11 protein-coding genes are annotated in these 16,784 nt (G+C 38.6%); 6 read left to right on the forward strand and 5 right to left on the reverse strand.

The window, feature by feature from the left end; all coding sequences use genetic code 11:
• Positions 1-20 precede the first annotated feature (20 nt).
• From A4245_RS13100 to A4245_RS13115, 4 genes are all read left to right on the forward strand, one after another.
• The gene (locus A4245_RS13100; protein ID WP_067728633.1) at positions 21-752 is read left to right on the forward strand and encodes a glycerophosphodiester phosphodiesterase; all 732 of its coding nucleotides are present in this window, start codon (positions 21-23) and stop codon (positions 750-752) included.
• Between the two features lie 394 nt (positions 753-1,146).
• Positions 1,147-2,196 (forward strand): glycosyltransferase family 4 protein, encoded by a 1,050-nt coding sequence (locus A4245_RS13105; protein WP_067728635.1) that lies wholly within the window; start codon positions 1,147-1,149, stop codon positions 2,194-2,196.
• A gap of 292 nt (positions 2,197-2,488) precedes the next feature.
• Complete coding sequence (locus A4245_RS13110; RefSeq protein ID WP_067728637.1) at positions 2,489-2,935, forward strand: hypothetical protein; 447 nt, start codon at positions 2,489-2,491, stop codon at positions 2,933-2,935.
• A 379-nt stretch (positions 2,936-3,314) separates the two neighbouring features.
• A complete protein-coding gene (locus tag A4245_RS13115; protein WP_067728639.1) occupies positions 3,315-4,475 on the forward strand; it encodes an acyltransferase in 1,161 nt (386 codons plus the stop codon).
• Positions 4,476-4,788: 313 nt separating this feature from the next.
• Here the strand turns inward: A4245_RS13115 and csaB are convergent, their stop codons facing one another.
• The 5 genes from csaB to A4245_RS20855 form a co-directional block, all read right to left on the reverse strand.
• Positions 4,789-5,859, reverse strand: a complete 1,071-nt coding sequence (csaB, locus tag A4245_RS13125) for a polysaccharide pyruvyl transferase CsaB (RefSeq protein ID WP_067728643.1) — start codon at positions 5,857-5,859, stop codon at positions 4,789-4,791.
• Positions 5,859-7,772, reverse strand: a complete 1,914-nt coding sequence (locus A4245_RS13130) for a DUF5693 family protein (RefSeq protein ID WP_234402415.1) — start codon at positions 7,770-7,772, stop codon at positions 5,859-5,861. The genes csaB and A4245_RS13130 overlap by 1 nt, the downstream gene beginning before the upstream one ends.
• Positions 7,773-7,862: 90 nt before the next feature.
• On the reverse strand, positions 7,863-9,428 hold the full coding sequence (locus A4245_RS13135) for a putative polysaccharide biosynthesis protein (RefSeq protein ID WP_067728648.1): 1,566 nt from the start codon (positions 9,426-9,428) through the stop codon (positions 7,863-7,865).
• Positions 9,425-10,162, reverse strand: a complete 738-nt coding sequence (locus A4245_RS13140; RefSeq protein WP_067728650.1) for a WecB/TagA/CpsF family glycosyltransferase — start codon at positions 10,160-10,162, stop codon at positions 9,425-9,427. Before A4245_RS13140 ends, A4245_RS13135 begins: the two co-directional genes overlap by 4 nt.
• 100 nt (positions 10,163-10,262) lie before the next feature.
• Positions 10,263-12,188 carry an S-layer homology domain-containing protein gene (locus tag A4245_RS20855; protein WP_067728652.1) on the reverse strand — a complete coding sequence of 642 codons (1,926 nt, stop codon included), beginning with the start codon at positions 12,186-12,188 and terminating at the stop codon, positions 10,263-10,265.
• A 250-nt stretch (positions 12,189-12,438) separates the two neighbouring features.
• Here A4245_RS20855 and A4245_RS13150 point away from each other — a divergent pair, with 250 nt between their 5' ends.
• Both A4245_RS13150 and A4245_RS13155 read left to right on the forward strand, forming a co-directional pair.
• Complete coding sequence (locus tag A4245_RS13150) at positions 12,439-13,809, forward strand: N-acetylmuramoyl-L-alanine amidase (RefSeq protein ID WP_084268793.1); 1,371 nt, start codon at positions 12,439-12,441, stop codon at positions 13,807-13,809.
• A gap of 398 nt (positions 13,810-14,207) precedes the next feature.
• The gene (locus tag A4245_RS13155; RefSeq protein ID WP_067728657.1) at positions 14,208-16,730 is read left to right on the forward strand and encodes an S-layer homology domain-containing protein; all 2,523 of its coding nucleotides are present in this window, start codon (positions 14,208-14,210) and stop codon (positions 16,728-16,730) included.
• The last annotated feature ends 54 nt before the right edge of the window (positions 16,731-16,784 follow it).

Here is a 16,784-nt window from a genome sequence, read left to right on the forward strand (position 1 = left end):
AAATGAGAAGGGATGATTTAATGACAATACGAGGTATAGCCCATCAAGGTTATTCACTAAAGTATCCGGAAAACACATTATCTTCTTTTCAGGCAGCAATCGATTTAGGATTTTCGCACACCAAACTTGATGTTCATCTATCTAAAGACGGCGTTCCGGTTGTGATGAAGGACGCTACCATCGATCGTATGACAGATGGATTTGGCGAAATCAAAAATTATACTTTCATGGAGTTACAGAAGTTTACGATTAACCATGATGAAAGAATCCCGACGCTCGAGGAAGTTTTGCGTCTGACAAAGGACCGCATGAAGGTGTTTGTGGAATTGAAACAGACTGGATTTTATCATGGCCTGGAAGAAAAGGTCTATGAAATCATAAAAAAAGTGAATGTGCTGGATCAGGTTTATGTCATTTCATTTAATCATCACTCCCTCGCAAGACTAAGAATCATCTCCAAAAAATTACAGATAGGCCCATTGGCAAATGAACTGCTCCCCCGGGAATGCGAATTTCTGAAACCTTTAAAGATATCTTTCTATGCCATACAATACAGTGGTTTGAAAAAAGAAAATATAAAAAAATTCGAAGAGATGAACATACCAATCGCCGTCTGGCCGGTAAATACGATTGACCAAATGAAACAGATGCATCAATTCCCGTCCATTTTGATCGGTACGGACGAGCTGGAAAAATACCAGGCAATCTTTTACCCTGATACAATCCCTAATTGGCAGGAGGTGGGGATGTAGATGAGGAAAAAGGGTTTTAAAAGAACATTATACTTCATGCTTCTTCCCGGTTTAATAGCAGTTGCTTTGTTTAGAATGAAACCGGAGGATAAATACGTAAGGGTTTGTGGATAACCCCAAGGTTTATTAAATGAGTTTAGTGGCAAAGAAAACGAGGTAATATTATATAGGTAACTGTTATAGCCTGGAATGGACGATTAGTCTGCTTCCGGGCTTTTGAAACGAACCATTTTACTAATTAAGTTGATTTATTAATCATAGTTTTATATAATCATATGGGATATTAAAGTTATTAATCTTCTGCTATAAATCTATGTAACATAATTAGTTTATTAAACGTCTATAAATAGTGTATCAAACGATTTGGGGATTAAATTACTGTAGGAGGATAAAAATGGTATATATTGCTTTAGCTATTTGTTTTATTGCATCTATGTTAATTACACCTCTCGTTATAAAACTAGCAATTAAAGTCGGAGCTGTTGATAAGCCAAACGAAAGAAAAGTTCATGAAAAGCTAATGCCTAGACTTGGTGGATTAGCAATGTTTATAAGCTTTTTGATTGGTTTCTTAATTTTCATTCCGGAAACAATAGAAGCATGGCCAATTCTCCTAGGGTCAATTATCATCGTAACAATTGGAATTATTGATGATCTTAAAGAGCTATCTGCCAAGACTAAACTAGCTGGGCAGATTGCTGCAGCAGTCATCACGGTTCTTGGCGGAATTCAGATTGAATATATAACATGGTTTACAGGCGACATCATCCAGTTCGGAGGATGGGCTGTACCGCTAACAATAGTTTGGATAGTGGCAATAACAAATGCTATTAATTTAATAGATGGATTGGATGGACTTGCGGCAGGAGTTTCTTCCATCGTATTATTAACATTCTCAGCATTGGCAATCTCCATGGGGAATCCTTTGGTTGCACTGCTAGGTTTTATAATGTTAGGGAGTACACTTGGTTTTTTGGTTTTTAACTTCTACCCTGCGAAGATTTTTATGGGAGATACCGGTTCATTATTTCTTGGTTATGTGATTAGTGTACTGGCCGTGATGGGGCTCTTCAAGAACGTTGCGATATTCTCTTTGATTGTACCGATTATTATTTTGGGTGTACCGATTCTGGATACAACGTTTGCGATTATCCGTCGTATTATTCATAAGAAACCTTTATCAGCCCCAGATAAGTTTCACTTGCATCATTGTCTGATAAAATTGGGATTCACACATCAGCAATCAGTTATCATAATTTACGCGATGAGTGGATTATTTAGCATTGCAGCAATTATTTTTACTAGAGCCACGCTTTGGGGATCGGCTTTACTCCTTCTTGCATTATTAGTAATTGTGGAATTAATTGTAGAAGTAACTGGATTAATAAGTGAAAAATATCGACCATTACTCCGCTTGATGGAAGTAAGCAAGGAAAAGAAATAATCTTATAATGAATGAAAATAACCGTTAGAAAAAGCAGTAGCTAATTCTAACGGTTATTTTGTATTGTTAGCAAATAATACATCAAACATACATATCTGATATTTTAATAATTTCCCAAACTAACTATTTTATTTACCTTTAAGCAGATATGTTAGGGAAGATTATACAAATGTATTAGGAAAAAATAAAAATAGTGATAATTGGGCATGACCCACATTATACTATTTTTTGCAATAATAATAAGGTAACTTTTTATTTAAAAATACGTCTAACCGTTTAAAGGGGAGATAAGATGAAATATGGAAAATTATGCTCTATTATAGGAATACTATTTCTTTTATCCGTTGGTTACGGTACAACTGAAGGCGATACAGTTATGAAAACGAATCAACCCCAGAATACGGAACATAATAAACCGGGAGAATCAGTGTTAGTGATCGAAGGATTAGTCATAGAAAAAACACAAAGTCCTGGAAACCAAATTTTAGTAGCAGCGAATTTATATAGGGAAATGTTAGCCAATAAAACGAAAGAAGAAATAGAGGTAATTTCGATGAAAGAGGATCTTGCTTATTATCGTATTGAAACAGAGATTTTTAATAAAGTAGAAGTAGGTATGGAGGTTGTTATTTTCCTTAATACATCGAACGAGCAGCTAGAAATGTACCCTCCTATAAGGTTTCCGGAAAGTGTAGAAATAAAAACCACTTCCTCTTATTCTATTGATTTTGTCACATAAATTCAATGAAATCTTTTGGGACGCTTCCAGGATAAATATACAGGATTCCACCAGTTGTAGAAAAACAAGGAACCAATTAAAAGCCCTATCTTACCTGCAACAGGATGCAAATTATTTAATAGAAAATATCCAATAAACATAACGAGGAACGGGCAAAAAAACGAATATAAATTCGAATGAATTAAAGAGCATAGCAGTTAGATTCCTCAATAATAATTGGCTAATATAGTATTATCATACTATAAATACAGTAGCCTATAAATACTTACTAACAAGTAGTTCTCGTAGTCTATCAATGATTTGGAAAAAAATACTCCTGACAAAGCTAAGTAATAATGATAAACTATACTAGTTAATGACTTAAAAAAATGGTGATAAAATGAAAAATCTAACGAAAAGGAATAGTTTGGACGAGATTCAGCTAGCTCGTGCATTTGCCATCATAGCTGTAATGGTAGTTCATTCCTCCTCAAGTGGAGTGACCAGTACGGAGCCGGATTCTCTACTCTTCCCTATTTATAACTTTCTAAATATAGCTGGTAAACTGGGGACACCCACGTTTATCATGCTTAGTAGCTTTGTTTTATTCTATAATTATTATCCAAGAGAGACATCATGGGATTTGATGAAGCGATTTTATACGAAACGATTAAAGTATATATTAATTCCGTACATTCTATTTTCTGCTATTTATTTCGTATTAAAATGGTATGTATATTATGACTATCCGACAATTGGAGCGGCCTTTAGCAGATTTGTGGAATTGACTGCATTAGGCAAGGCACATCCGCATTTATATTTTGTGTTTATCAGTGTACAATTGTATATTCTTTTCCCATTGCTGTTAATCATGTTTAAAAAATCGCCATTTCTTAGAAAAAATGCGATCTGGATAGGGATATTGCTGCAGTGGTTATGGGTTATTCTAAATAAAAATTATTTCCATATTACATTAAAGGGATCTATTTCATTATCCTATCTATCATTCTATTTCATTGGAGCATATTTGGGAATCTATTATAATGAGATTAGAGCAAAAATGAAGGATCCATTGTTTAAGGATAAAGTAATTATTCCTTTATTCATTAGCTATGGTGCAATCGTAATTTTGTATACAGGTTATATGTATCTCGTCCGTATCGGGGCATTTGCGACTGTTGCGCCTTTTTTACCGGATACTGTCAATAGCTACTTGAGTGAATTTACATGGGCTATGCATGCACTGATAGCCGGACAGGTATTGTTCTACCTTTCACATATAGCAAACAAAAAGTTCACTCCAAGAATGAAAATGATTTTTATGGAAATTGGCGCTACATCATTCGGAATCTACTTAATCCACCCATTGTTTCTGATGTTGTTTCGGGCCATCTATGACTCTGGAACGCCACTCATATACCATGGCTGGCAAATACTGACATTCATCCTGATTGGAATTTGCAGTTGGGTCGTCGTACGGTTTACCGCCCGCTACATCCCGCAGTACTGGATTATATTCGGGAAAATGCCACCGATGGAAAAGTTTCCGGTCAAAAAATAAAAAAACAGTCACGACGAGGTTTTATGCCTGGTTGTGGCTGTTTTTTATTTTGCTTCGCGTATGGCGACCTATACCAAAACAATGGCCAATTTAATGTGAGCAATGGCTTTTTATAAAAAATAGCCCGCCAAACCCGTGCAACCCCCCTCGCCAGAAGCCGCACAGCTCTCGCCAACCCCTATACGCCCCCGCCAAAAAACTCTTTGGACCACCCATCGCATCTCTAAAAAGGCACAAAAAAACAGCCAGGAATCTTCATCCTGGCCGTACACAAACTGCCGAACCTCGCCCCGACAGCCGCACTATAATTCACTTATTTAAAAGCCTCAAAAGCCATCACGGCTGTTTCCAGTGCTTGCTTTCTGTATTCCTCCGCTTTTTTCTGCAGCATCTCCTGCTGTATAATTTCATTCGCTAATGAATCACTCACCTGCTCATACAGCTTCAGGCCATCCCAGTTATCGTTTTCCACGTGTCCGGAAACAGGCTGCTCACAGATCGCAGCAAAGGAATCAATTTTAGGGTCGTAAGAAAGAGCGACAAATGGTGTGTGTGTTACAGCTGAGAATATCAGCGAATGCAGACGCATGCCAAGCAGCAAACGCGATTCGCCAATAATAGCAATCTTTTCCTCTATGGATGCATCGGCGGGGGAAACGGTGCTATTTTCCATCATCATCCCGGCAACCTCTCGGGAAGTGGCTGCGTCATGCTCCCCGTGCATCGGCACAAAGACAACCTTATTACCTGCCCGTACGACTTTGTCCAGGCATTCGGCGATGCGTTGTTTATATGGCTGTTCGGTTGGCCAGTCGCGTACACTGACAGCAACAAAGTCACCTAATGCTTGTTCCTCCAGCCAGTTACTGGTGAAGGACGTTCCATCCAGCGCCATGACCGGATCGGGAACAATCGAAATGGTTTTGCGAACACCGATTTTCTGCAGCAATTCCTGAGAATCTGTATCCCTGACGGTAATGTCTGCTGCTTTATTCAATGTCAGCTTCACGAGCCATTTGCTGAACCATTTATTGATCGGCCCCATCCCTTGTGCATAGATGAATACAGGCGTGTTATGCCGCTTGGCAATCTGCATTACGCCGGTATAGTAGGGAATGGATTTCCAGCCTGTTTCATCCTGCAGAAGACTGCCGCCGCCACTGATCAACCCATCGGAAAACTTCAAAACATCGCTGATTTCCTTCAGTTTCCACCGGTTAACAGCTTCCACGCCATATGTCTGCCTTGTTGCTTCTGGATTATTGGAAAGTACGGTGATTTTGACATCTTCACGGGTATTGCGGATTGCTTGAATAATGGAAAACAGGATTGCTTCATCCCCGACATTATCAAACCCATAATAACCAGATAGTACAATATGCATTACGTCCACCTCGAAATTCGTTTAGAAATAAACTGGTAGCCCTTTTTAACAATAAAAATAAACAGAAGGCCAATCAAGTAACCTAGAATGACACTATATATGGTCCGAAGCAGTGAAATCGATAATGGGATATGGAAATGTGTAAATGTGTTCATAATGGACAGGAAGCCGATGACTCCCGGAATGAGGAGGATGCTTCCCCATTTTTTGTCTATTCCCATGACATAAAGCGCCAAAATAAAGAATGGGAAACCGATTAGAAATTCCTTCGTTCTCGGTCTTACATATAACGTTTCCTCGAGCCATTGCCTGAAAATTAACTCCAGATCAAACGCCATGCCAAAGTTGCCTGTACGGCCGATATAGAACATTCCGATTCCGGCAATTGCTGCAAATACAAGCAAGTGCCAGTACCTGACTTCAAACTGCAGTAATTTGACCGTTTGTGCCAAGGCATTTTTCATTTGGGCCGATTGCAATAAGTTCTTGCTGATTGTCCAAAGCACCACAAGGGAGACAAAAACGATAGGGACAATATAGACCATGATCACGCCTCTGAATCCTTGGACACCGGTAATGAAGCCATTGCCATTTAACAGTCCGATGACAATGATAATACCGATAATGCTGATGCCGACCGCCTTCAGGTAGCTAAGTGTTATTTCGCCGAGCTTCGTTGATCCGGAAGCAGACGAAAGAACGGCATAGATTGGTGTGATGACGGCAATAATCAATGCGAACGCCTGTAGTAAAACAATTCTGTCTAAAAGGACATACGCACCAGCAAGCAAGACCATGAATAAAGCAGCAGCCAGCTGGAGTTTCGGGTTCCTGGTGACACTAGCAGCCAAATAGGTGAAGATGATTGCCGCCAGAAGAACAACTGCTGTCACCCATACGGGAATAGAAATCTGATCAAAAGGGTCTGGAATCCCTGCTTTAAAATGATCGGGCATTTGCTCCTGAACCCCGGCAAGGTAGCTTGTGGCAGCTTCTAAATTTTCCTCTGCAGATTCACCTACCTCAGGCATGTGAAAGAAGACAGACCGGATATTTCGTTCTTTGACAGCGCGGATGGTCCGGGCAATACTCTCATCCAATTCGAGGTTCTCCCTCGTGATATCAATGCTATGCAGCCGGATGAGATTATAATCAGTATTTTGGGCCACCCTGGCAAGACCTTTAATCGGATTAAACTCGATGGAATAAAATCTGTACCCAGCCTCGCTTAGCATGGATGGTGACTGGTTATTCGGTGTCTCTTCATCAAAACCGATGATTTCTGTTCCTGAAGAGAGTAGTACCGCTGTATTTTCATCCTTTAGATCAATCAGTTGATCCGTGATTCTCTGATCAACCAAATCACTTTCATCGTTCTCCACCCGCATGAGGTGGGCAAGACCATGTTCATTTATTTTTTCAATTGCCAGCTCATCGTAAGCAAAGTCCGTATAATGGTTGAACTCATCATTTTCCTCGATAAAATAAAACGGAATATCCCCAATCATTATCTCGGCAGGGTTAAAGAATTCCTTAATCATCTCTTGGTAATAAGGATTCTCAGGCTCGGTAACATAATGTCCACTCAGTTCCGGATTGAAATCATCCAAAAACTCACTGAACAGTAAGGTGTCTTCCAATTGACTATCACTAAAAATGGAGACAATCCCTTGTTTCTCCATATCATTCAGTGAGGTCGGCTCCAGGCTGACCGAAGTCATTCCAGCTTCTTTTAAAGCGGAAAGTGCCTTATCGAGTGTCATATCCTCCTCGTCCGTCATCGTATATATCTGTTCGAAGGGGACAATTAATTCATATGTAACATTTTTTTCCTCTATGTTCCATCTTTCGATAATTCCCGGTGCGGAGAGAACCAGCAACAGCAGGAGAACTCCCCAGATCCATTTCTTCATCATTCATCTTCCTTTCTTGGCAAGCAAGAAAGTACAAAGACTTTCTCGATTGCTTGCATAAGTACAATTAAGGCATTTGCCAAGTTTTATCTACTGCTTTTTATTTAAAAATTTCCCTACTACAGGAAGATTTTTCAAGTCATTTTTCGTGAGTACCTTCAGCGTTAACAGAAGGATAAAGTAAATGGCTGCTCCTGCTGCGATGGCGATTATTAGATAACCGATGGCCTGTAGCCTCGACCAGCTGCTGACATCCAGCAAAAGGCTTGGTATGCCGATAACGAGCCCCATTATGAGGGATGAGAAAATCATCTTAAACGTAGCTGTGTTTGCAATTGTAAATGTTATATGTTTTGCAATCACGATTGTGTTTACAATAACGAGTATGATATAGACAAACAGTGTGGACAGTGCGGCACCATCCAGTCCAAACAACTGGATAAAGTATATGTTGGAAAAAGTTTTCAATATAACACTGCCGACAATAATAAATGCACCTGTCCTCGCTAAATTCATTCCCTGCAAAATTCCTGTTCCAAGTAAGGCAAGCGAGGTAAAGACAGAACTGAAATTAATAATAGCAAGCATGGAGCTGCCTTCCAGATCTGTAAACAATGCCAAGTTTAAAGGCAGTGTTAAGGCAAGCAGTCCAAATGCTGCAGGCCAGGAAATCAAATGTGTCATCCGATGTGTTTTCTCAATAATGGCACGTGTACCAGCAGTATCCTTGCTGGCTAATTTAGTTGTAATCAAGGGAACAAGGGGAAGCACAATAGAGGTAGCAAAAACAGTTGCTATTTGCACCAATGAGAGTCCTCGTCCATATATTCCATATAAATAATTGACATCTCCTAAGGCAACTCCTGCAGCCTTTAGTCCATAAGAAACCGTGAAAGAATCGACAAAATTAAATAATGCCATTGTAATGGATCCAATCGCGATTGGAATGGAAACCTTTAAAATGGTTTTACTCCATTTGTTGAATAGCTTGAAAGAATATTTTTCCTTGGAATTAAGCCTTAATGATGAACGGTTATATTTTACTCTCAGATAGAGAAGTGATGCAAGTGCACCAACAACAGATCCAATCATGACTCCACCAGCTACGATTTCATCAGAATAACCATTACTAACGAGATAATAAGCGATAAGGAGAATTAAACCGACACGGATCAATTGCTCGACCACCTGCGAAATGGCAGTAGGGCGCATATCCTCATATCCTTGGAAAAAACCTCTATAGACAGCCATATATGGCGCAACGAGTAATGTTCCCGCTACAACAACTAAAGCTAGTCGAGTAGATGGACCACCTAACATATTTGCAATTTCTGAAGAAAAACTGAAAATGAAAAGGAAACTTGTTAAACCGAATAGCACAGCAAGAATACTTGCGGTAATATAAATTTCACGGATAGAAGAGGAATTTCCCTTTGTCCTTGCCTCTGCAATCAGTTTAGAGATGGCAAGAGGAAGCCCGGCAACAGAGAGAATTAATGCAACCATATAGACGGGATACACTAAACTGAAAATACCGAGTACTTCATCTCCTGCAATATTCTGTAAGGGAATACGGAAAATACTTCCCAATACTTTAGATAAAAGGGTTGCAATTGTGAGAATCATGGTGCTTTTGACAAATGTTGACTGGCTCATTGTGTAGGTTTTCCTTTTAATTTCTGTTTTAAAATTTTTAGTGCAAAATGGGGAAGTGCTAACATTCGTTTCCAGCGGCTTGGCTGTTTCAACAAGCGGTACAGCCATTCGAGATTCAGCTTCTGCCAGAATTCCGGTGCACGCCTTACGGTTCCTGCAATAACATCAAAGGAACCGCCGATACCGATGAAAACTCCTTTATCAAATCTTTCAAAATTCTCCGCAATCCACTTTTCCTGTCTTGGGACACCAAGGGCTACAAACGTGATATCCGGTTGGTGCGCGGCAATTGAATCAGCGATATCATTGTCTTCCCAGTTAAAATAACCGTCATGGGAACCGACAATTTCAACATTCGGGTACTGGGCGGAAATATTGGAGATGGTTTTCTGCAATGTCTCCTGTTTTGCTCCAAGCAGGAAAATTTTATAATGCTTTTGATTTGCGATCGCTAAGAGAGCCATCATCGTATCATAACCTGTAACACGTCCGGGTAGTGGATCATTCAGAAGCTGTGCTGCCTTAACCACACCAATCCCATCAGCAACGACATACGTTGCCTGTTCAATATAGTTCATAAATGTTTGATTTTCATTTGCTTTCATTACAATTTCCGGATTTGCGGTAATGACAAAGGTCTTCTCCTCCTGTTCAATACGTTCATCCAGCAGGGAGACAAAAGCATCTTGATTGGTATGCAAAAATGGAATATCCATAATTGTTACGTATCTCATATAAAAATTGACTCCTTTATTTTTCACATAAATATCTCTAATAATATAACATAAAAGGAAGGAAACAAATAGATGTTTCCTTCCTTAGTAGACCACTTCATTAATTTTGTGACAGATTATTTAAATGGATCGTATTATTGGAAACCCATCCTATATCATTTGATGTTCTTATCTTATACCAACCTTCAAAGGCTTCTAATATTTCCACCTCTGTTCCAATTGGCAATTCGATATTCTTAATTAGAGTACCTGAAGATGAAGGTTCAGTCTTTAGTTTGATGTTTTTAACAGTTGTCTTGCCGTAAACACCTGTATACTCTTCATATTCTTCTGCACTGTCTTCTGCTAGGGATGCAGAACTTATTTTCATATCTTTATCCAATTGAATGTACCAGCCTGCTACCCATCCTTCGACGCCATTTTGTTGTTTGATTTTGTACCAGCCACCATTTTCACCTACCACTGTAAACGGTGTTCCCTTCGGTAGAGCGGTTATAATATTTTCTTTAGTTGCGGTTGAAGGATACGACCTTAAGTTTAGGCTATCTGGTGTAGTTCGGCCTTTTTCTCCGGCAAGCTTTGTATCAATTGCGTACATTGCCTCTCCTGTAGGTAATGGAGAGTAATCTGGTTGGTTATTATATACAGGAATTTCAAAAGTTAAAGCAGTATTATCTAGTGAATTGGTTTTCTCCATCATAAATTTGATATTTTTGGCTTGAATAACTGACCACATGACATGTGTAGCATACTGATGTGTCGCAGGAGCATCTGGATTCCAACGCATTTTGTACAATGTATTTTGTCCAGCACCGATATATCTTTCCTTAACAAATTTGGCTCCGCCAATAATAGCCTTTTCTACGGTGAACCATCCTTCTCGATAGGCCCGTTCAGCACCATATTTGTTAGGGTCCTTGTCGATAGCACCAATACCATACATATTATAGGTCTTTTTTATATCCGTAAGTGTACTCCTATTCTCAGATGTGACTCTCACTGGATTTCCGTTCTTATCCAATCCTACTTCAATACCCTTGGCAAGTGCAGAACTTCCATTACCTGTTTCATGCAAAGCATGAGATATTAAGTAGAATTCGTTAATACCATAATTAAGACTGGCATTGATAAAAGCTTGACCAGTATTTGTAAGAATTCCTTTATTAGAAAGGATTTTGTTATTTACTTCGTTCACGTCAATAGCACCGAGGCTTTTCGACAGGTCTAAATACTGGAAAAACTCTGGTGAACTGACACTGAAATTGTTTGGATTCAAATAATAGGCAACAAGCTTTTTGCTAGCAGTGAAGATGCCTGCTCCATCTACCTTTGGACTTACGTTAGACTGTAAATTTACAACTTCCGAAAAATCTCTGCCAACAGAGGCGGTAACGATATTTTTACTATTAGGGAAGAGTATATTTAACATTTTATAAATTAAAGTAGCAGCTTCAGCACGGGTAGAATCGTCGTTTGGAGCAAAATACAGTTTTCCATTAATTGGTTTCCCTTCTATAATCTTGTGGGATACTAATTTCTGTACTGCTGAATAAGCCCAACTATCAATCTTAGTATGATCTTCAAAGTTTAAAGGTGATTTTATAGAATCAACTTCCATAAAATCCAGTGCATTAACGATCATTACCGCCATTTCTTGGCGAGTAATTTCTCTTTCTGGTTCGAATAAACCTTTATCATTTCCTTGAATCAAGTTGTTATTACTAGCTGTAATAACTTCTGAATAATACCATTCACCGGGAATGACATCTGTATAAGGTGTTGTTTGGGATGAATCTATTGGTATATTTAATGATCTGACAAGAAATGCAGCAAATTCTGCACGTGTTACCGTATCGCCCGGCCGATAATTTCCTTGGTAACCTTTCATAATGCCCTCATCAATGATAGCCCTCATTTCTTTTTCAGCCCAGTGTCCATCTATATCACTGGCTGCGTGAGATATGTTTGGACTGATAAATGACAAAGACAGACAAATTATGGTAAGAAACATAAGTATACGTTTCATTATTTAACTATCCCTCCTAATAATTTAAACTACACTATTAATCTACCAAATTTTTGGGGGAAAGCATAGAATTTTCTTGAAAAAAGTTAACTACCAAACTTGTTTGTACCTGAAGAACTATTGAAATAATTGGTAGTTATGGTATATTTTAATTATGAATTTTATTATAAAAATAATTTACGCAGCTTAAATCTTGCAGTGATTATGTCGATATATAGACTATAATATATAATAAAAAAAGGGGAGTAAAATGAGGAAAAAGTGGGTTTCAGCATTATTGATTATGCTTTTGGCGAGTTTATATATAATTTCAGAAGAAGCATCAGCAAAAGGTAACTTGAAAGGCATTCCGGAACAGTATGCTGCTGAGGTCAATTATTTGATTGATAAAGGGATTGTTGTTGGAAATGAGCATGGAGAGTTTATGCCAGAAAAAAGCCTGACAAGGGAAGAAGCAGCAACGATGATAGGTAGAGCTAAGAGATTAGACGGAAAAGAGCCGAGAGATACAGTGTTTACGGATGTGGATTCTGATTCCTTTGCGTCAGGCTATATTCAAAAAGGATACGAAGCGGATATCATCGATGGGTATGGAGATGGCACATTTCGTCCGCTAAATAAAATTACCAGGTTGGAAATGGCCTATCTTGTTACGAAGGCGTTTAATTATATCGAAGTAGTTGATGTCTACTATAAAGATATGCCAAAGGATAAAAACCATACAGAGGTAATTAGGAAAGTTACCGCCGCGGGAATTGCAAACGGCACTGGGGATCAATTGTTTAAACCAAATAATTCAATCACAAGAGTGGAGTTTTCATTAATGCTTTCCCGTGCTTTAAACCCAGATTTCACGGTGGAAGCATCAGAATTCAAATCAGAGACCAAATATGTGACAGCCACTGCCCTAAATGTGAGACAAGGACCAGGAACTAATTATAACTCTATCGGTTTGTTATATATGAATGATAAAGTTACTACCCATAATCAAATAGGCAATTGGGTGTACATCAAATCAGGTAACCTCTCAGGTTATGTAAGTCAGACGTGGTTAACGGATAATCCTCCAAGTACAAGAGTAATTGCAATTGATGCTGGTCACGGAGGAAGCGATCCTGGTGCAATTGCCAATGGAATAATTGAAAAAGAACTAAATTTAGATGTTGCAAAAAGAGTTCAGCAGTATCTGGAAAATGAAAATGTCAAAGTAATAATGACAAGGTCAACGGACACTTATATTTCATTATCGGGCAGAGTAGATATTGCTGTAGCTAAAGGTGCCGATTCCTTTGTTAGTATTCACGGGAATGCAGCTACTCCAAGCGCTAGCGGAACAGAGACATTTTATTCAACCGCAGCATTAGACCAGAGAGCCCTTGACAGTAAAGCATTAGCTAGATTCATTCAAGAAAGACTTCTAGCGGCATTGGGAACAAAAGACCGGGGTGTTAAAACAGCTAACTTCCACGTGATAGCCGAGAATCCACTGCCATCAGCATTACTTGAACTTGGTTTTCTTACGAATGAATCGGATGCCGAAATTTTAAAGACACATAAACAGGCATCAGCTAAAGCAATTTCTTTAGGGATATTAGATTATTATAAGTGGAAGGGAAAATAAGCGGGCATTCATTTGCCCGTTTTTTTTCTTTATAGATAGATAAGTATAAAACTGTTACTATCTTTTGCATAAATCCAACGCTAGTCTGCAATAAGGTAAGATTGTAAAATAAAATTAAAACAAGGCCCTATAACTCCCGATAATACTAGCGGATAAGTATCTTATAACACTATAAAACTGGAATTTTAGGCAATTAGGTGGAAATAGCAAGATTGTTGTAATTTACCATTTCAGGTGTTACATTACTTAGTAGGAAGTAAAAACCAGTAGAATCTAATAGTAATCATCTGGTTTTTGCTTAATTTTTACTTGAGGAAACTATATAAAGATTTATTGTATTTTTCTAATTATAGTTTCCGAGAGTGATAAATTATATACTTATAGGGAGGAAATATTAAATGGCAAAACAAAAAACAGGTCGTAAAGTATTTTCTACAACAGCAGCTGCAGCAATGGCAGCAACAGCGGTAATACCAACAGCAACATTGGCTGCAGACGTTAGTTTCCCTGACGTTGAAAACGATAATAATAATAACTGGTATAAAGATTCCGTTGATTATCTAGCAAGTCAAGGTTATATCCAAGGGGATCAAAATGGCAATTTTAACCCTAAAGATTTCATTAAGCGTCATTCTGCTGCCGAAGTATTACGTAAAGCACTAGACCTTTCAACAGAAGGTACAGAAGACTTCTCTGATGTTACTACTGATGACTGGTTCTATGAGTCGGTAGTAGCTGTATCTCCAGAGATTTTCCAAGGTGATGGATACGGAAACTTTATGCCTGAAAAGGTCTTAACTCGTCAGGAAGCTGCAGTCGCAATTGTAGACGCATATGGAATGACAGGTGAAGCAGAATTAACATTTGCTGATAGTGATAATATCGCTTCATGGGCAAAAGAAGCTGCTGAAATTGCTTTAGAAAATGGGGTTATTACTGGTAAACCAGATAACTTGTTTGCACCTACAGATGAAATTACTCGCGCAGAATTTGCTGTAATGGTTAAACGTGCAAGCGAAGCTTCAGATCTTGTTCCAGAAGTTGCTAGTGTAAGTGCGATTGACGCTGATACTCTTGAAGTTACACTTTCTAATGGTGAAGTTGTAACAGTTGACCTTACTGACGTTGTTCTAGAAGTTAACGTTGAAACAGAAGTAACGTTTACAATTGACGGTGTAGAATACACTGAGCTTGTAACATATGTTCCAGATTATGCTGCACTTGCAGAAGCTGAAATAGCAGAATTAGAAGGAATTACTATTGAAACAATTTCTGACTTAGAAGTGGTTGCAGACGCTGTAGCAGCTGCAGAAGAAGCTGTTGCATTAGTAGAAGATGCTGATGTACAAGCTGCACTTCAAGCTCGTATTGATGCAGTAGTAGAAGCAAATGAAGCTACACTTGCAGATGTAGTTGCAAGTGTAAATAACGCAACGACTCAAGTTCAGCTTAATAACGCTCTACAAGCATTCTTCAACAATGTTAATTCTAATCTAATTACACAGTATGATAACGTTCTTGATGGTACAGAAGTTTCTGTTGAAGAAATTCAAGCAGACATCAATAATGTTAACGTAGTTTCAGCAGTTGCAGCGGCAACTAATCAAATCGAGCTTTTGGAAGCTTTAAACAATAACGGCTTTGAATCTGTTAACCCGGATTTAATCGCTGAATATGCTGCAGTAATAACGGGTGATGAAACTACTATTGCTGAAATTCAAACAGATATCGATTTGGTTAACGCTGAAGCAACTGTTGATGCTTTATTAGCTGTTGATGGAAGCCTAGCGGCAGACCAAGCAGAAATTGATGCAGCTCAAGATCTTGTAACTGCATTAGTAGATGCCGGGGTTCTACCAGCTAGTAATGATCTTCAAGTAACAATTGATAATGCTCAAGACTTACTTGATATCCAGGTAGCAATTGAAGAAGCTCAAGCAGCTGTAGCTGCATTAGTAGATGCTAATGGTAACTTGGCTGCAGATCAAGCAGAAATCAATGAAGCCCAAGAATTAGTAGATGCATTAGTAGCTCAAGGTGTAACTTTACCTGATGCTGATAATGACGGTACTATTGATGTTCAAGAGCTAATCAATGAAGCTCAGGCTTTGTTAGTAACTGAAGTGACTGAAACTGTAGCTGCATTAGTAGATGCAGAAGGTAACTTGGTTGCAGATCAAACAGAAATTGATGAAGCCCAAGAATTAGTAGATGCATTAGTAGCTGCTGGCGAATCTATTGAGGTTGATACAAATGGCGATGGAGTAGCTGATACTACACTTCAAGCTCAAATAGATGCAGCTCAAGCTTCACTTTATGCTCAAATAGAAGCACAAGTAACTGCAGATATTGAAGGATTTGTTGATGCAGACGGTAATGTAGTTGCAACTCAAGCAGATCTAGAAGCAACCCAAGAACTTATTGATGTATTAGTAGCGGCTGAACAACCAATTGATGTTGATACAGATGGTGATGGAGTAGCTGATACCACACTTCAAGCTCAACTTGATGAAATTCAAGACTTATTAGCAGTACAAAATATCTATGCTGCTACTACAGCTACTGAGTTACAACCATTACTAGTAAACTTACTAAATACAACAACTTACAGTAACCTAACACTAGCACAAAGAGTTGAAGTAGCAAATCAGTTCCTAGATGTATTGGCAAATAACGATTATGCTACAACTGGGGAAATTGCAACTTCACTTGATTTAGTAGCGGATGAATACAATACAGAAATTATTGCAGTAAATGATGCAACAACTATTTCTGCAACAGATACAGCTCTAGAAGCACTTGATATTCCTGAATATGAAGCATTAACTGCTGCTCAGCAATTAGTTGCCGCAGAGGCTGTATTAAATAACAAGCCTGAAACTGGTTACACTACAATTGCACAGCTTGTAGAACAATTCTAATACCAGTTAATTAATTAGAAACAGTTTGCTTACAGCAAGCTGTTTCTTTATTGT

The sequence above is a fragment of the Oceanobacillus damuensis genome (assembly GCF_001618145.1).
Lineage (GTDB): Bacteria > Bacillota > Bacilli > Bacillales > Amphibacillaceae > Oceanobacillus > Oceanobacillus damuensis.